The sequence below is a fragment of the Paenibacillus sp. GCM10023250 genome, assembly GCF_042653205.1.
GTDB lineage: Bacteria > Bacillota > Bacilli > Paenibacillales > Paenibacillaceae > Paenibacillus_Z.
Genome location: NZ_JBHSHY010000008.1, coordinates 141,515 through 158,677, shown reverse-complemented (window position 1 = coordinate 158,677; position 17,163 = coordinate 141,515). Strand labels below are relative to the sequence as shown.

General features: G+C 65.9%; 18 protein-coding genes. All 18 read right to left on the bottom strand.

Annotated features, from left to right (window positions below):
- Window positions 1–192: 192 nt before the first annotated feature.
- The 18 genes from ACFPB1_RS09795 to ACFPB1_RS09710 all read right to left on the bottom strand — a co-directional run bounded on the left by ACFPB1_RS09795 (window position 193) and on the right by ACFPB1_RS09710 (window position 17,051).
- Complete coding sequence (locus ACFPB1_RS09795; protein ID WP_379224537.1) at window positions 193–1,527, bottom strand: beta-propeller fold lactonase family protein; 1,335 nt, start codon at window positions 1,525–1,527, stop codon at window positions 193–195.
- A gap of 171 nt (window positions 1,528–1,698) precedes the next feature.
- Window positions 1,699–1,926 carry a hypothetical protein gene (locus ACFPB1_RS09790; protein WP_379224535.1) on the bottom strand — a complete coding sequence of 76 codons (228 nt, stop codon included), beginning with the start codon at window positions 1,924–1,926 and terminating at the stop codon, window positions 1,699–1,701.
- 123 nt (window positions 1,927–2,049) lie between these two features.
- A complete protein-coding gene (gene uraH, locus ACFPB1_RS09785; protein ID WP_379224533.1) occupies window positions 2,050–2,394 on the bottom strand; it encodes a hydroxyisourate hydrolase in 345 nt (114 codons plus the stop codon).
- Window positions 2,391–3,398, bottom strand: coding sequence for a factor-independent urate hydroxylase (pucL, locus tag ACFPB1_RS09780; protein WP_379224531.1), 1,008 nt, complete (start codon window positions 3,396–3,398; stop codon window positions 2,391–2,393). Before pucL ends, uraH begins: the two co-directional genes overlap by 4 nt.
- 19 nt (window positions 3,399–3,417) lie before the next feature.
- Window positions 3,418–3,918, bottom strand: a complete 501-nt coding sequence (gene uraD / locus ACFPB1_RS09775) for a 2-oxo-4-hydroxy-4-carboxy-5-ureidoimidazoline decarboxylase (protein WP_379224529.1) — start codon at window positions 3,916–3,918, stop codon at window positions 3,418–3,420.
- Window positions 3,915–4,400, bottom strand: coding sequence for a nucleoside deaminase (locus tag ACFPB1_RS09770; protein ID WP_379224527.1), 486 nt, complete (start codon window positions 4,398–4,400; stop codon window positions 3,915–3,917). The genes uraD and ACFPB1_RS09770 overlap by 4 nt, the downstream gene beginning before the upstream one ends.
- On the bottom strand, window positions 4,397–4,930 hold the full coding sequence (locus ACFPB1_RS09765; RefSeq protein ID WP_379224525.1) for a (2Fe-2S)-binding protein: 534 nt from the start codon (window positions 4,928–4,930) through the stop codon (window positions 4,397–4,399). The genes ACFPB1_RS09770 and ACFPB1_RS09765 overlap by 4 nt, the downstream gene beginning before the upstream one ends.
- Window positions 4,931–5,050: 120 nt before the next feature.
- Entirely contained in the window at window positions 5,051–7,519 is a 2,469-nt protein-coding gene (locus ACFPB1_RS09760) for a molybdopterin cofactor-binding domain-containing protein (protein WP_379224522.1), read from the bottom strand.
- Window positions 7,520–7,605: 86 nt separating this feature from the next.
- The gene (locus ACFPB1_RS09755; protein ID WP_379224520.1) at window positions 7,606–8,493 is read right to left on the bottom strand and encodes an FAD binding domain-containing protein; all 888 of its coding nucleotides are present in this window, start codon (window positions 8,491–8,493) and stop codon (window positions 7,606–7,608) included.
- Window positions 8,494–8,537: 44 nt separating this feature from the next.
- Entirely contained in the window at window positions 8,538–9,176 is a 639-nt protein-coding gene (locus ACFPB1_RS09750) for a nucleotidyltransferase family protein (RefSeq protein WP_379224518.1), read from the bottom strand.
- Window positions 9,124–10,212 carry an XdhC family protein gene (locus ACFPB1_RS09745; RefSeq protein ID WP_379224516.1) on the bottom strand — a complete coding sequence of 363 codons (1,089 nt, stop codon included), beginning with the start codon at window positions 10,210–10,212 and terminating at the stop codon, window positions 9,124–9,126. Before ACFPB1_RS09745 ends, ACFPB1_RS09750 begins: the two co-directional genes overlap by 53 nt.
- A gap of 222 nt (window positions 10,213–10,434) precedes the next feature.
- Window positions 10,435–10,797 carry a hypothetical protein gene (locus tag ACFPB1_RS09740; RefSeq protein ID WP_379224514.1) on the bottom strand — a complete coding sequence of 121 codons (363 nt, stop codon included), beginning with the start codon at window positions 10,795–10,797 and terminating at the stop codon, window positions 10,435–10,437.
- Window positions 10,798–10,885: 88 nt separating this feature from the next.
- A complete protein-coding gene (locus ACFPB1_RS09735) occupies window positions 10,886–12,181 on the bottom strand; it encodes a DUF4129 domain-containing protein (protein WP_379224512.1) in 1,296 nt (431 codons plus the stop codon).
- The gene (locus ACFPB1_RS09730) at window positions 12,178–13,272 is read right to left on the bottom strand and encodes a DUF58 domain-containing protein (RefSeq protein ID WP_379224510.1); all 1,095 of its coding nucleotides are present in this window, start codon (window positions 13,270–13,272) and stop codon (window positions 12,178–12,180) included. Before ACFPB1_RS09730 ends, ACFPB1_RS09735 begins: the two co-directional genes overlap by 4 nt.
- Window positions 13,273–13,299: 27 nt before the next feature.
- Complete coding sequence (locus ACFPB1_RS09725) at window positions 13,300–14,265, bottom strand: AAA family ATPase (protein WP_379224508.1); 966 nt, start codon at window positions 14,263–14,265, stop codon at window positions 13,300–13,302.
- Between the two features lie 83 nt (window positions 14,266–14,348).
- Window positions 14,349–15,641 (bottom strand): serine--tRNA ligase, encoded by a 1,293-nt coding sequence (gene serS / locus ACFPB1_RS09720; protein WP_379224506.1) that lies wholly within the window; start codon window positions 15,639–15,641, stop codon window positions 14,349–14,351.
- 302 nt (window positions 15,642–15,943) lie between these two features.
- Entirely contained in the window at window positions 15,944–16,216 is a 273-nt protein-coding gene (locus ACFPB1_RS09715) for a hypothetical protein (RefSeq protein WP_090637076.1), read from the bottom strand.
- Between the two features lie 301 nt (window positions 16,217–16,517).
- A complete protein-coding gene (locus ACFPB1_RS09710) occupies window positions 16,518–17,051 on the bottom strand; it encodes an ADP-heptose synthase (protein ID WP_379224504.1) in 534 nt (177 codons plus the stop codon).
- Window positions 17,052–17,163 lie beyond the last annotated feature (112 nt).

Genomic DNA, 17,163 nt, shown 5'->3' with positions numbered 1-17,163 from the left:
TTGCCGTAAGCTTCCTTCAGATTCCGCCTCGCGGCGGACACCCTTGCTTTTGGCTAACGGTAGGCGTTCGCCAGCCCCCGTTCGGGACTTTCACCCTAGAGATGACGCCCATGCTGGGCGTACACGCAAAACCGCAAGGGAGAGGCTCAGCCTCGCCCTTGCGGTTTTTTGCGCCGCTCCCGTTATGCCGCGCTAGCCCTGCAGCAGAATCGGGGACACCGCCACGCCGGACGGGAAGCTGCCCGTCGGCAGGATCGCGATCGGCAGCTGGCTCGCCACCTCAATGACCGCCACGTAACCGAACGTCAGGATCGTCACGTACAGCTTCAGCCCGTCCGCGGTCACCGCGATATCGCTCGCGTTGCTGCCCTGAGGCAGCTCGATCTTGGTCAAAATCTCGTTCCGCACCAGGTTGACCGCAACGATCTCGTCCGATCCCCGGCAGGCCACGTACGCGAGCGCGCCGTCGGGGGTGACGACGAGCTGCTGCGGGTCGCTGTCGATCTCCAGCTGGATGACGGCCGCGACGGCATGCGACGCGGTCTGGATGCAATAGATCCGGTCGTGGTAGACGTCGGTCACGAACGCGCGCGTCCCGTCCGGCGACATCGCCACCGCCGACGGCTTCGCCCCGAACGGCAGCTTGATCGTCACGCTGACGCCGAGCGTCTCCGCGTCGATGACGGCGATCGTGCCGCGGTTGATGAGGCAGCAGTAGACGCGTTTACCGTCCGGCGAGACGGCGACCGACGCGGGGTCGCTGCCCGCGGGCATAGCGATGAGCTTGATCAGCGATCTGGCGTCGGTATCGAAGACGGCGACGTAATCGCGGATGACCGTCGTGACGTACGCCCTGGCGCCGACGGGCGAGACCGCGACCGCGAGCGGCACGGCTTCCTGCGGAAACGTCAGCTCGCCGCATACTTCATGGGAAAGCGTGTCGACGATGCGGACCGTTTTGTCGCCTTGGCAGGTCACGTACACCTCCCGGCCGTCCGGGGTGAACGACAGCCTGCGCGGACTGCTTCCCGCCGGCAGCGGGATCGCGGCCACCCGCGCGTTGGTATCGGTCTGCAGCACCGTGAGCGAATGCTGGGTATGATTCGCGATGTACGCGTGCAGGATGTCGTCCGTGCCGGCCGGCAGCAGCCGGAGACGATGCTGCGCGATGACGCCACCCTTCTCGTCCAGCTCCGCCAGCGTTGCCGCGACCTCCCCCGCCGCGAGTCCGCTGACGGTCACGCGAATGCCGTAGACGGCCTCCAGCAGCACGTCCCGCGAGACGAAATACATGCTCCGGTCGCGCCCGGCCGGGCTCAGCTGCACGGTCGCCAGCGATTCCGTCTGCATCCGGCCGAAGCCCGTTTCGTGTCCGGCCTTTCCCTGCGCGCTGCCCGCCGGCGATGCCGTGTACAGCTGCACGGCCGCCCTCGCCCCCTGTCTGCCCCGATTCATGACGCTGATGCTCAAGCTCGCCGTACGCCGCTTTTCCCGATTATACAGAAGTCCCGTGTCCAATACCGGCAAAGGTGACGCCTCCTCTATTCTTCCGTTCCTCTATTCTATGACGCGAGGAATCGAATGGAGCGGGGCATTCTCCTACGCCCGGCTGATAGATTGCAGCGCAAAAAGAGGCATTCCCGCATGGTCGGGAATGCCTCTTTGCCGCGCTTCGCGGCCGGATCCGGCCCGGGCCGGTCAGCCCTGCGGCCCGTCCGCCAGCAGCGTGCGGATCTCTTCCAGCCGGGCGATCATCGTCTTCAGTTCGACCGCCAAAAAATCCTCGTCCGCGGCGCGGAACGCTTCTCGCAGCGCCGCCAGCCGCGCGACCGCGTCCGGCAGCAGCCGGAACGCCTCCTCCGCGTGCTGATAATAGGTGTGCACGGTTCTCGGCTGATCGGCGGACCCGTTATCGTTCGTGCTCATGCTGCATCGCTCCTCCGTCGGTTCGTCGGTTCGTTCTACTCTATCATCCGGGAGGAAGTCTGTAAAGCGGCCGCCGAACGGCACGAAAGGCTGACGAACAGCGGAGGAAGCGCGAGGCGCGCGCTAGCTGCCCCGGTAGGTGCTGTAGCCGAACGGCGCCACGAGCAGCGGCACGTGGTAATGCGCGCCGGGGTCGGTCACGACGAACCGGATCGGCACGATGTCGAGGAACGCGCGGTCGCCGAAGTACCCCCCGACATCGAACCGCAGCTCGTAGGTTCCTGTCTTCAATTCCCCGTCCGCGAGCAGCGGCCGGTCGATGCGCCCGTCGGCATTCGTCGCCGCTTCCGCCACCTGCCGCTCGCCTTGCCCTTCCGCCAGCGCCATCAGCCGGATGCGGAGCCCGGCGGCGGGCATGCCCCGCGCCGTGTCGAGCACATGCGTCGTCAGCCGCCCGCCCCCGCTCATGGCCGGACGAGTCCTTCGGCGGTCTGCAGGCGGAGCCCCTGCCGGTCGAACGCGAATTGCGGGTCCGCGAGGTCGTCCCGGGTCATCGTGAACCCTTGGAAGCCGAACGGCGGCCGCGGCTCCGTGTAGACGGCGGCGCCGTTCGCGGGGTCGCGGTCGACGACGGTTTCCCACGTCCGGTTGTTCGATTCGAAGCGCACTTCGGCCAGCTGCGGAAACCGGTCCAGGAGATGCAGGCCGATACGCGTGATCAAATATTGAATGGACGGCGATTCATAGACATGGAACGCCTGCTGCGCGAGGTCGCGGACTTGCTCCGCCGGCACGTAGCGGCCGCGCGCGCCGTCGCGGGCGTCCTCGGGATCGGCATAGCGCCATTGAATATCCAGGAAGATGAAGAGCGGCCGGTCGAACGTCTCCGGGAGCGTCGTATACTCGTCGCGGACGAAGCCGTAGAAGGAGCTGCCGCTCACCTTGATCAGCTGCAAATCCGTGAGCCCGCTCCACTGTTCGGCCGTTTCGGCGCCCTGCGGGGAACGGACCAGCTTCATCTCCGCATGCGCGTGCTCGCTGTGCGAACGGCGGTAGACGAGCCCGCTCTCCCTCAGGCCTTCGCCGCCGAGGACGGACAACGGCAGGAACGGAATCCGGTCGGCCCGCAGCTCGATCGCCGCGATGTGCGGATATTTCGCGAAGAACGCTAAGGCGACATAAGCAAGGAACCCTTCGGTCGTGCTGCCTTCGTAGGAAGCGGCATGCCGAAAAATGAAATTTTTCATGGAATCCGTCGCCACGACCCGCCCGTTATCTCCTTCGCTGAAGGAGGTCAAGAGCGACTCGCCGCTGACGGCGAACGTCACGTTGTGCGCGAACAGGACGTTGCCGTCCCCCGCGTACGCCGATTCCGGAATCGCGGGCACTTCGAGCGGCGCCGCGTATGTGCGGTAGGTCAGCACGTCACCTTTGCCATAGTACAACGTGCGTCCGTTAGGCAATTGCAGCATGTCGCCATCTCCTTCGTCGTTATTCTTCCACGCGTTCGCGCAGCCGCAGCTCCGCGATGCGGCCGACTTCCGCCAGCGCCTGCCTCCGCTCCAGCCGGCCGTCGTTCTCCAGCCTGCGGGTCATCGCGGCCAGAATATCGACCTTCGTCTTCCCCCGCACCGCGATGATGAACGGAAAACCGTGCTTCGCCGCATAAGCGGCGTTCAGCGCCGCGAACCGGCCATATTCATCCGGCGTCAGCGCGTCCAGACCCGCCGCACGCTGCTCCGCCGCCGATTCGTCCGTCATGGCCGCGCGCGACGCCAGGTCGGGATGCGCCCGCAGCAGCGCGAGCGCCTGCTCCTCCGGCGCCTCGTCCACCACGTGCATCATCGCCTCGTACAGCTCTCGCAGCGACCGGAATGGCCGGTACGGCCAGATGCGCTCCGCCACCCACGGCGAATGCTCGAATATCGCGCCCAGCTCGCCGACGAACCGCTCGCGGCTCAGCGTATTCAACTGCCACAATTGAATGCTCATCGCCAGTACCCCGCGTGCGCCGACGCCGCCTCCGCCTCGAGCTCCGGGAACGGACCGATCACCTCGACCGGCTTGCGGCCCGCGGCGAATACATCGCGGCACGGCAGCTGCAGCGTCAGGTTGCGTTCGTCGCCGCCGGTCAGTCCGATCAGCTTCTCCTCGGCCAAGGCGTACACGACGGTGCCGACGCCGCCCCAATAGATGGCGCCCGCGCACATGGCGCACGGCTCCGTGGAGGCGTACAGCGCGGACGATCGCAGCTGCTCCTTCGAATAGCACTTGAACGCTTCGGCCATCAGCGCGGCTTCGGCGTGGCCGGTGCAGTCGCCCGTCGTTATCTCGACGTTGCCCTGCTCCAGCAGGATGCGGCCCTCGGCATCCGCCAGCAGCGCGCCGAATGGCGTGTTTCCGGCGGCTCTTGCCGCCTTCGAGACCTCGATGCTTCGGCGCAATATCCCGATATGGCGTTCCCGGTCGTTCATGGTTCTCCCCTCCTCAAGTCAATGGCGCGCTTGACGGACCGGACGATGCCGCCGTAGCCCGTGCACCGGCATAGATTGCCGGATAGCGCCTCTTCGATGTCGTCCTCGTCCGGACGCGGATTGTCGCGCAGCAGCGCGGTAACGGCGATGATCATGCCGGGCGTGCAGTAGCCGCATTGGTAGCCGCCTTCCTCCAGGAACGCCCGCTGCACGGGATGAAGCGCCGCGCCATGCCCGCCTTCCGCCGCCTCAGCGCCCGGCAAGCCCTCGATGGTCGTCACGGCCCGGCCGCCGCATTGGTAGGCCATCGTCAGGCAGGCGTTGACCGGCTTGCCGTCCAGCAGCACCATGCACGCGCCGCAGCGGCCGATTTCGCAGGAGCGTTTCGTGCCGGTCAGCGCAAGATCGTCGCGGAGAATCGCAAGCAGCCGCTTGTCGGCCGGCAGCTCCAAGCTGACGCCGACGCCGTTCACGGTGCAGCGGAACGGCGCGGAAGGAACAGGCTGACGCAGATCGCTGGGCTTCTTCATCCGTTCCTCCCCCTTTTTCGCTCATTTGCGAAGCGTTCGCAGACTCGGTTAACCCGTGCGTGGTTCTCGTCGTCTTGCGGCTTCGGCTGACGCGTGCAAGCCGGCGCTTCGCGAGACGGTTCAGGTAAAGGACGGCCGTTCCGCCAGCTCCGACGGATCGATTGGCAGCCGGTTCAGCCGTTTGCCGGTCGCGTCGCGGACGGCCGCCAGAATGGCCGGCGCCAAGCCCACGGTTCCGATTTCGCCGATCCCCCGCGGACCGTGCCCGTCCCCGTCCGGCAGGTCCTCGATCGGCAGGACGTCGATGCGGCCCGCCGCGTCCTTCGCGGTCGGAATGAGATACGTATCCAGATTATTCGTCAGGTATACGCCCTCCCGCATCAGCGCTTCTTCCGTGAGCGCATAGCCGAGCGCCATGATCGCGCCGCCTTCGATCTGGCCGAGATAGCCTTGCGGATTCACGACGGGACCGGCGGCGACGGCATGGAACTGCTCCAGCACCCGCACGCGCCCGGTCAGCGTGTCGACCTCCGCCTTCACGGCTACCGCCGCGTACGTATAGAGGTAATGCGCGCCGGCGCGCGGCAGCGTCGTCGCCGGATACGCGAACGACGCCTGTGCGGTGATCGGCTCCGGCATCCGGCGGGCCAACTCCGCGTAAGTCAGGAGCAGCCAGCCGCCGGACGGCGGGTCGGCCGGGGATGCGTCGCCAGCGCGGTTATGCGAAGCGCCGCTGGACGGCGGGTCGGCCGGGCATGCATCCCCTGCGCGGCTATGCGAAGCGCCGCCGGACGGCGGGTCGGCCGGGCATGCGTCGCCGGCGCGGCTATGCGAGCAGCCGACGTTAGCGCTGCTGCAGCCGGATGCGTCCGCGGCCTCGCCGGTGCGGCTCCAGATGCCGCCCTCGCCGAGCCGCAGTCTGTCCGCGGGCGCATCCAGCAGTTCGGACGCCGCCGCGAGCAGCGCGCCCACGAATGCCGGCTTCATCAGCCGCAGCGACTTCCACATCATCGTCGTGGCTCGCGACGCCGTCGTCGATCCACTGTCCGGCACGGCGTCGGTGTCCCCGATCACGAGGCGCAGATCCGCAGCGCCGAACCCGAACTGTTCCGTCAGCATCAGCTCGAGCGAAGCGAGCAGCCCCTGGCCGCATTCCTCATAGCCGAACCGCGCTTCGATCTTCCCGTCCGGCGCCAGCGTCAGCCGGCCGCCGGCAGGATCGGGCAGGCCGGCGCCGAGCCCCGCGCCATGCATGATGAAGGCTGCGCCGATGCCAGTCTTCACCCACGGCTTCATACCGGCGCGCAGCCGCTCCTTCCGCTCGGCGCGCTCGCGCCACAGCGGCGACGCCGCCAAGGCGTCCCACGCCTGCCGCGCGCCGTTCGTCGGCGCGACAGGCTGCCCGAACGGCCCCGGCGCGTCCGGCTCGCGCAGGTTGCGCAGCCGGAACGCCCACGGGTCCATGCCGCACGCGTCCGCCAGCCGGTCCATCTGGCCCTCGAGCGCGAAGATCGCCTGATTGCCGCCGAAGCCGCGAAATTCGCCGGACATGCCGTTGTTCGTGTACACGGACACGCTTTCCACGTCGACGTTGGCATAGCGGTACGGACCGATGACATGCTCCGTGGCGAAGTTAAGCACTTCCGCGCCGAGCGTCGCGTACGGCCCCGTATCCGCGGTCACGCGCGCTTGATGCGCGACGATGGCGCCGTCGGCGTCGATACCGGTGCGCATCCGGATCACCATGGGATGCCGTTTCAGCCCGGCGCGTACGGATTCCTTGCGCGAATGGTGAAGCTTGACGGGGCGCCGGGACGCCAGCGCCAGCAGCGCGCCGTAAGGCTGCACGTTCAGCTCGTCCTTGCCGCCGAAGGAACCGCCGATCGGACTCGACAGGATGCGGATGCGCGATTCCGGCAGCCCCGTGATCCGCGACAGCTGCAGCCGGTCCATGAACCCGTGCTGGGTCGGCGAATGGACGGTGAGCCTGCCGTCCGCTCCGGGAACGAACAAACCGCCCTCGGTCTCCATGTACGTATGCATCTGCCGCGGCGAGACGTACGTCTCCTCGATGACATGGACGGCGCGCCGGAAGCCTTCCTCGACGTCGCCCCGCTTGTAATCGGTCCGGTGCAGCACGTTGCCGCCGGGGTGCAGGCGAGGCGCCCCGTCCGCCATCGCGGCATCCGGTCCGTCGAGCACGGGAAGCGGCAAGTAGTCCACCTCGATCAGCCGCAGCGCTTCTTCGGCGATCTCGTCGGTCTCGGCGGCCACCGCCGCGACCGCATCTCCGACGTAGCGCACCCGGTCGACGCAGAACACCGGCTGATCCTGGACGGCGATGCCGTAGCCGTTCAAGCCCGGCACGTCCCGATGCGTCAGTATGGCGCGTACGCCCGGAAGCGCCCGCGCACGATCCGTGCGGATATCCAGAATCGCCGCGTGGGGATGCGGGCTGCGGAGCACCCGGCCGATCAGCATGCCAGGCGCGGTCCGGTCAGTCAAGTAAGCGAGCCCGCCCGTCACTTTGCCGGGACCGTCCGGCCGGATTCGCCAGCGTTCGCCGCTGGATTCGCGGTTAAGCAGCATCGACGTCACTCCTTCCGAAGGTTCTCTGGATGCGCGGCATGGATATCACCCCGCAAGACGATGCCGCATGCAGCGAAGGCCACCGCTCAAGCCGACTCGCTCTCCCGCCATGCCTGCCACAGACCGGCCGCCAGCGCGGCCGCCGTGGTCTGCCTGCGGTAATCGGCGGATACGAACGCGTCTCCGACAGGCCGCACCTCTGCCAGCAGCTCGTCGTACAGCTGCTCCATCAGCAGCGGGCGCATCGTTTCGCCGAGCAGCAGCGCCTCCGCGGCGGGCAGCCGCTGCGGCAGCATGGCGCCGCCGCCGGCGGCGAGGCGAACGGAACGAATTTCGCCAGCCGGCGTCACCGTTACGCGGAACGCGGCGGTCGCGACCGAAGGGGTAAACGCCTCCCGCCGGCCGATCTTGCGGTACCCTTCGAGAACGCGCCCGCCGGTGAGCTCCCGCTTCGTGTCCCTGGCGTCGCCGCAGGCCGTCTTGACCTGAAGCAGCAGGCTCGCGTCCGGCCCTGCACCGCCGCTTAAGCGCAGCAGCCAATCAGCGAGCTTCTCCGCCGCCTGCCCGCGGCCGTCATGCCAGATCAGCTCCGCATCGGCCGCGAGCAGCGCGGGCAGCAGATCGCCCGTGCGGCTCGCGACGTTGCCGCCGACGGTGCCGAGGTTGCGCACCGCCGGGGCGGCGACGTGCCGCGCAGCCTCGCGCAGCAGCGGCGCGCGGCGGCCGACGAGCGGATCGCGGCGGGCCGCCGCGAGCGGCGTCATCGCGCCGATCGTCAGCTCCGCGCCTTGAACGAAGAGGCCCTTGACGCCCGCAACACCGCCGACGTCGATCAGATGCGCGGGCTTAGCCGCGTCGTTCTCCCACTGCACCGACAGCCAGGTGCCTCCGCCGACGTATTGGGCGTCCGCGCCGAACGCTTCCTTCAGCCGGACCGCCTCCGCCGCATCGCGCGGCTGCCAAACGACGCTCATGGCATTTCCCCCTCCCGTGATCCCGCGCCCGGTATCCGCAAGCCTTACCGCGCCCTGGCCTGCACCTGCGACCAGATCAGCCTCGCCTTCTCCAGCTGCTCCTTCGTGTCGATGTCGACGAATGCCCATTCCGCGGCATAGCGCACGACCTTCCCCCGGAACTCCGCCGATCGCAGCAGCGTCCGCGCGCCGGCATCCCCTTCCAGCCGGCAGAGCCGGTCGAACATGGTTTTGTTGAACAGCACGGGCGGCGCCGACACGTCGCCATAGCCGCTCGCGACGAAGTCGGCGGCCGGATCCTCGCGGAAGACGGACACCAGCCGCCGGAGCAGCGATGCCGATACGAACGGCTGGTCGGCCAGCGCGATCAGCACCGCGTCCGGTTCGTCCGGCAGCAGCGCCTGCATCCCGAGCCGGATGGAGCGCGACATGCCTTCGTTCGCGTCTCTGCACGGCGCGATCCGGAATTTCGGCAGCCGGTCGATGCCGGCCCCACCGTCGAACAGCCACAGCAGCGGATCTTCCGGCCGGACGACGACGACGATCGGCTGAAAGCCGCTTCGCCTCACCTCGAGCAGCCCGCGGCTGCCGAGCGTCACGCCGGGCGCGAGCTCGAGGGGCAGCTTCGCCTCACCCATTCGCCGGCTGAAGCCGGCCGCCAAATATATCGCGCCGATTTTCATGTCGCATCTTCCTTTCTTCGTTCGCGGCGGCAGAAGCATGCCGCGTTTCGATCAACTGCGCCGCGACGCTGACGGCGATCTCCCGCGGACCGTCCGCGGGAAGCGGCAGTCCGGCCGGCGCATGCACGTTCGGTGTCCGTTCGAGACCCTCGAACAGCATGCGGATCCGTGTCCGTGAACCGATTATCCCAATGTAGCGCAGCCCCAGCGGCAGCACGAGCCCGAGCAGGCGGCGCTCCACGTCCAGCCGATGGCTGCATAGCACCAGGTAATCTCCTTCGCCTAGCCGCAGCGCGTCGACGAGCTCGGCTGGCGTCCCGACCGCGTCCGCCCGGCCGCGGCGGCTATCCCGCCAATCCGCCGTCACCGCGCGAAACCCGATGCCTTCCGCGATGCCCGCGATCGCCCGGGCATCCTCGCCGTCCCCGAACAGCACGAGCCGCGTCTTCGGCGCGATCTTCACGGCCAGCCGCCAGCGGCCCGATCGCGACTCGGCGTCCGGTCCCGCAGCATCCGGTCCCGCATCGTCCGGTTCCGCGGCGGCGGGCTTCCTGCCGCGCGATCGGTCCGCGCCGCCCCGGCCTGCAGACGCGATTACGTCTGCCCCGCAGCGGAGCGTATAGGCGACGGCAGCCTCGCCCCACGTCCGCTCCAGCGTCGTTTCGATTTCCTTCGCCAAGCAGATAGCGGCCAAGTTGAGCAGCTGCCGCAGCTCGCCCGCAACGGCTTCCAGCAGCACCGTGATCTCGCCGCCGCAGCCCATCGCTTCGCCCCAGACGGCATCTCCCTCCGATCGGAGGTTGTACGCCGCGCATGCCGGCTTGCCGGATTCGGCGACCGCCGCAGCTCTCGCCTGCAGATCGTCCTCGAGGCAGCCGGCGCTGACGCTCCCGGCTCTGCCGCCGCCCGGCAGGAACAGCATGGCGGCGCTTTGCTTCCGGTACGCATGGCCGCTCACGCGAGCGACGGTGGCCAGCACCGGAACGTCTTCATCGGGCAATTCGGCGATCAAGGATACCAACGCCGCCATATCCATGCCATGCACCTCCGCAGCATCGTGGACCGCCGCCGGCGGCCGCGGTCTCCATGGCCTTCTTTTTATGTTATGTTATATTATATTACATGTAATCCACTTCGTGAACACTTGCGTAATATTAATGTTATATTTACTAACATAAACTTTCGGGTATACAAAAAAAATCCTTCCTGCCGTTCCCCGATCGGGCGGCAAGAAGGATTTCGCGGCGGCATTCGCCGTTTATTGCATGTAGTTTTGGGCCATGGTCTGCGTGTTGGCGCCGCTCTGCTGCGAGCCCGGCACCGTGCCCTGCACCTGCGCCATCGCCTGACGGATTTTTTGCTGGATCTGCTGGATTTGGCGCTTCTGCGCTTCCATTTGCATCTGAAGCTGATTCTCCGCGAGTTTCAGCTCGCTTTCCACACCGTACAATGCTTGGACAACCGCTTGCGCATGCTGCGACTTCGGGTCGAGTCCTACGCTTCGCAGCGCTTCCTTCGCGCGCTGCTGCTCTTGCTCCTGCCGCAGCCTCGCCTGCTCCTGAAACTGCTCGTACGTCAGCTGCTGGCTGTTCACCGGCTGACCGGGCATGTTGTCATACATGGACGTACCTCCTCGGAATGCATCGTGATGCCGCCTTAGGATACCCCGCCCATGGGTAAATATGTATGCCCGGCCGCCGGCCGCCGGGCTACGGCTTCGATTGGCCGAGCTTGGACGCGATCGCCTGCAGCTGGTCGTCGGTTAATTTTCCGCCGCCGTACCGAACCGCTTGATAATGCCGCACGAGCGTCTCCGCCGCGGCGTCGTCCGCCGACCCTTCTGCGCTCAGCGCCCGCCGGATCTCCTCCGGGGTCAGATGGGGCCGGTGCTCGTAGCCGCGTTTGACGGCGCCCCCGACCCAGTGTCTGTACAAATAACGGAGGCGCGATTCGTTATCCGCGAGATCCTTCCACCGCAATCGTTCGTCCCTCGACCGGCCGAACCGCTTGAAGAAGCCGCCTTCGGTTTTCTTGATCTTCTCGACCTCGTCGACGTAGCCGCGCGCGATAACGCTGCCGTCGCGGTCGAACAGCATCATGAATTTCCGGCCGAGCGCGCCCAGCCAGCCGGGCAGCCGGTTGACTCGCCGCAGCAGCAGCACCAGCAGCACGAGCAGGAACGCGATGACGATCGCGTACATCAGATGGTCGACCCAAGCCGGCATCGTGCGCGTCTTGTCGAGCGGCGGCAGCATGTCCGGCGGCGGCTGCGCTTCCTGCTGATCCGGCGGCTTGACGTCGCCGCCGCCCCCGCTGAACAGCCCCGTCAGCCACTGCTTGAGCGACTGCCAAGCCGAGCCCAGCAGCGCTTGCAGCTGGTAGCTGGCGGCGATGAGCACGGTGACGGCGATCGCGGCCGCGACGAAGATGCGGTTGTTGCGCCGCACGGACGGCTCGACCGCCGGCTTCGCCGCGCCGGACAGCGTCTCCCGCCCGACCATGCCGCGGTTCGTCAAATAGAGCGCCGCGAACAGCGTGAACAAGCCCGCGCCAAGATAGAGCCCCCGATATCCGTCGATCGTCTCCTTGATCCCGTCCGCGAGCGCCCCGACGAAATACAAGCCCACGCCGACGATATAATCCTGCGTCGCCAGCCTGGCATTCAGCGGCCAGCCCGGCAGCCTGGAGCCCCGGTAAACGGCGCAGGCGAGGAGCAGCATGAGGACGATGCTCCCTTTCGCGATGCCGAACATGGCGTAACCCGCGGCCGCTCCGATGACGGCGGCGATCAGCAGCCGGGGGAACGCGCGCTTGAACTTCAGCAGCGCGTTCAGCCCGTACCCGATCCCGTAGGCCGCGAGCAGCAGCAGCGCGACGGCGGGGAGACCGGCCGAGCCGGGCGGCGCCAGCACGTAGGCGAAGAGCGCGACAGGGAAGAACAGCAGGAGTTCCAGCACACCTGCGACGATCAAGCTGCCGCCGAGCCGGCGCAAATTGATGCTCATACCGCTTCCGCCTCCTTCTCCGCGATCGGCAGCCAGTCGACCGCATGGCCTTCCCGCCGCAGCTGCGCCATCGCCTCCGCGATGTCCTCGCTCAGGAAGGCCGAGACGATGACGATGTCGCTGCGCTCGTCCCATTGCGGCGCGAGCTGCTCCAGCATCGTATGAAACGGCAGCCGGCGGACGATGGCGAGCTTGGCCAGCTGGCCGAACAGATGCGTCAGATGCTCGCTTCCGCTGCCCCGCTCCACCGTCATCACCTCATCCGGCGCATCGATCGAATGGCCGTTGCACGCGAAGGCCGTCTCCAGCCCCTGCTCCGTCGCGAGCTGCAGGATGCCGGCGGCGAGCCGGATCCCCTGCTCGATCAGCGCCATATCGTTGACCGCCTCCCACATGCCGGCATGGTCTTCGACGTTCAGCAGCACGATCAGGCGAAAATCCGCGGTGTAGTCGCGACGGTGCACCTGCAGCTCGCCGGTGCGGGCCGTCGCGTTCCAGTTGACCGACTTGAACGAATCGCCGGGCCGGTATTCCCGCACGCCGCTGATCGCGAACGGATCCTCCACGATCCAGCGCCTAACGGCGATGTCTCCCTGCCAGCTGCGCGACGGCAGCTGAATCAGGCTGCGATCGGCCGGAAGCGGATAGACGAGCAGCTCCACCTGCAGCGGCACCTTCTTCCAGGCGCTGAACAAGCCGAACAGATCGCCGAACGTCAGCGAAGCGCTCGTCACCCGGTAGCAGCCGCGCCGCGCGGCGTGCACGGCATGCCGCCGCGTCAGCTGCTTGTTGCCCATCAGGCTGAACAGGCTCTTATGGTTCTGGAAAAACTCCCCGTTGCTGACGTCGAAGTTGGCGTCGCTCCGGAACTGCAGACCCGCGTGAAGCATCGATTCCACCCGCAGCCAAGGCACCGGCAGCAGCTTGCCGTTCGCGAGCTTCTCCACCATCTCGATGTCGTCCCCTTCGAAGCAGGCCGCCGTGCTGAACGCGCGCGAATATCGCACCTTGCGCATGCCGAAATACCGGAACAGGTATCGCTGAAGCACGATCACGAGCACCGCGCTCAAAATGTACCATTGTATGCCCATGGGTCTCCTCTCCCTTCCGCGGCGGGGCTACGCCCGGCCGACGAGCGGCGCGTCCGCGGGCACGGGAACGGTCGACAGAATGCCGGCGATGATCTGCTCGGCGGCGTCCGCGCGCATCCGCTGCACGCTGCGCAGCGAGATCCGGTGCGCGAGGACCGGAACCGCGATCGCCTTGACGTCGTCCGGCAGCACGTGATCCCGGCCCTGGATGGCCGCCCGGGCTTGGCAGGCGCGAAGCAGCGCCTGGCTGCTGCGCGGGCTCGCCCCGAGCACGGCGTCGGGATGCTTGCGCGTAGCCTCGACGATCGCGAGCATGTAGCCGAGCAGCTCGTCCGTCACCTTGACGCCTACGTAATGGCGCTTCGCGTCCTCGATCTCGGAGGTGCCGACGACCGGCTCCAGCTGCTCCAGCGGGCTGTCCGCCATGAACCGCTTCATGATCGCGATTCCTTCCTCCGTCGTCGGATAGCCCATTTTCAGCTTGAACAGGAACCGGTCGAGCTGCGCCTCCGGCAGCGGGAACGTGCCCTGCTGCTCTACCGGATTCTGCGTCGCGATGACGAGGAACGGTCGGCCCAGCGGGTGCGTCGTGCCGTCGATGCTGACCTGGCGCTCCTCCATGCTCTCCAGCAGGCTGGACTGCGTGCGCGGCGTGGCACGGTTGATCTCGTCCGCCAGCACGATGTTGGCGAACAGCGGACCCGGCCGGAATTCGAACTCCGCCAGCTTCTGGTTATAGAAATGGATGCCCGTCAAATCCGACGGCAGCAGATCCGGCGTGAACTGAATCCGTTTGAAGCCGCCGTCGATCGATCTCGCCACCGCCTTCGCGAGCAGCGTCTTCCCCGTGCCGGGCACGTCCTCCAGCAGGACGTGCCCCGACGTCAAAATGGCGATGATCAATTGATCCACGATATCTTCTTTCCCGACGATGACTTTGCTGACGTTGCTCCGAATGGCTTGCGCCGTTTGCGCGATGTTTCCCGGATTCATCTCGCCGTGCTCCTCTCGTTTCGCATCGAATGGAAGTGCTTACACCAGTAGTATACCTACAATTCTTGCCGGGGGCTATCCTTTTACGGCGTTTCGGTCTCCGGCCGGAGCTCCCCGATGCCGTACATGTACGGGCGGAGCGCCTCCGGAATGCGGACCGAGCCGTCCTCCCGCTGATGATTCTCCAGCAGCGGAATAAGCAGGCGCGGCGTGGCAGCCATCGTGTTGTTCAGCGTGTACGGATGGCGCAGGCGGCCGTCCAAGGCCCGGTACCGGATATTCGACCGCCGCGCCTGATAATCGAGCAGCAGCGATGCCGAATGCGTCTCGCCGTAGCCGTCCCGGCTCGGCATCCATGTCTCGATATCGTATTGCTTATAGTTTTTGGCCGAGAGATCGCCGCCGCAGACGGCCACGACGCGGTAAGGCAGCTCCAGCAGCTGCAGCAGCTCTTCGGCGTTCGCCGTCAGACGCTCCAGCCACGCCAAGCCTTCGTCTGGCTCCGCGCGGCACAGGACGACCTGCTCCACCTTCGCGAACTGGTGGACGCGGTACAGCCCGTGCACGTCCCGGCCCGCCGAGCCGACTTCGCTCCGGTAACACGCGCTCACGGCGCCGAGCAGTTTCGGCCGGTCCAGCTCGACGATTTCGCCGGCGTAATACGAGACGAGCGGCACTTCCGACGTTCCCGCCAGCCATTTGTCCTCGCCCTGGACCGCGTAGCTCTGCTCGCGTCCCGAGGGGAAAAAGCCCGTCGCGAGCATCGTCCCTTCCTTGACGAGCGCCGGCACGTCCAGCAGATCGAAGCCCTTGCGGTGCAAGAGGTCGAGCGCCAGCTGCTGCACGGCGCGGTGCAGCAGCAGCCCGCCGTTCCTCAGCACGTACTGGCGGGCACCGCCGATCTTGACGCCTCTGGCGAGGTCGACGATGCCGAGCGATTCGCCGAGCTCGACATGGCTGAGCGGCGCGAAGCCGAACGCCGCCGGCTCCCCGACGCGGCGGATCTCGACGTTGTCGCGGTCGCTCGCGCCGTCCGGCGTATCCGGCGAGATGATATTCGGCACCTGCAGCATGAGCGTCTCGTACAGCCGCTCCGTTTGCCGGAGCCGCTCCTCGAGCGCCTTCAGCTTCGCCAGCGCCGCCGACGCCGTTCCCTTCTCGCGCTCCGCCTCCGCCTTGCGCCCTTCCCGCAGCAAGCCTTCGATCGCTTTCGAGCTTCGGTTTCGTTCCGCGCGAAGCGCCTCCGTCTCGCGCAGCTGCGCCCGCCGCCGGTCGTCGACCGCGAGCAGCTCCGCGACCGACAGCGCGATCCCTTTCCGATCCGCCGCGTCCTGCACGTCCGCCGCCCGTTCCCGAATAAACCCGATGTCCAACATGTCCATCACTCCCTGTTCATGGTAGCGGGGACTAAAAAAACGCGTTCTTCGTCCCCATGCCATGGGACGAAGAACGCGTTCGCGGTGCCACCCAAATTAGCCGGTCATACGACCGACTCTCTCGGTTCCGCGGGTAACGGCGCGGTGCCGGACTGCTTGGGGAAGCCGGCCTGCCCGGCCGCGCTTCCGTACGCAACGCCTCCGAGTTGGATTCTCATCATCGGCCTGTTTGCTGTATTGGCTTGAAGTATAACAAAAACAACCGCCTTTGCGCAAGAGGCGGCTGCTCGGGCATCCATAAATTAAAGAACGGAAGAAATCAGCTCGTTATCCAACACTTCGCGCTCGAATTGTTCCACATAGCTCGTCATGCAATTGCAGTAGTAATCCCTTCTGCAGATCGGACAAGGCACGGTCAGCAGGCGGTTGACGCCGATCAGCTTCCAGTCCGGTTTCTTCGTGAAGATCAACCGGCATTGGGTGTTGTCGGACATCGTCACGACGAAATGATAAAGACCCGCTTCCGGATTCATATCAGCCGCCGCAAAATCTTTAATTTTAACGTTGAATTTCATCATCGATCTCCCGTTCCGTGAAATTGAAAATTCTTTGTAAGCTTATATTAATTTAGGTCTGAATGTCAATTATTCATTTATCCAGGGTGCCCCGATCGCCGCTTTGCCAACCGTAGGCGGAAAAGGCAGGCCATTCCATAGCGGAAGCGGCCTTTTACCCGTCGGCGATCAAGTGCCCGTCCGGGCGCATTCTTTCCAGCATTGCGCAAGAGGGGCGAACGAAAAAAGGCCGCGGCCGGGGCAGGATGACGATCGTCGCCTTGCCGCCGACGCAGCCTTTATCAGGTTGCTCGATTTTGCCTTACAGATCGCGGGTCGACTCGAAGTCCGACGCTTCGATGCCCTGCTCGACCGCGAACTCGTAATCCTCGATGTCGTACACCTGGACCGGCACCTCGGCTTCCAGCAGCTTATCCTGGAATTCGAACTGGTCCGACAGGAGCGGGACGCCGAGCTTCATGGACGTGAGCAGCAGCTCAGTCTCGATCGGATCGAAATATTCCCCGTACTGGGCGTTGTCCACCGCGTGCACGACCGTGAACTGCACCGTGTCGTTCAGCAGCAGCGGCGAGCTTTCCCGCCACGGCATTTGCAGCGCCCGTTCGATCTTCTTGCGGTTGAACGGATCCTCGAAAAATCCGATCAGCTCCTGAATTTTGCCTTTCACGTGCTTATCGTCTTCCGGATCGTCCATGACCGGCTCCGATCCGTCCTTCATATCATAAAGCTCCATGATCGTCGAATATGGCAAGACAAAATCGACCGGCCGGCTTGGCACGAGCAATTGACCATAAGTAGCAACCATTACGGCTTCAATAACGAATCGCCGTCGCATTCTATCTCCCCCTTCAAGCAGCGTTAGCTTATTATACAACAATTTGTTCCTGCGACACAGAGCCAATTGCTTGTATCGGCTTTCCGCCTTCGCCGCCGGCCAGTGTGGCCAT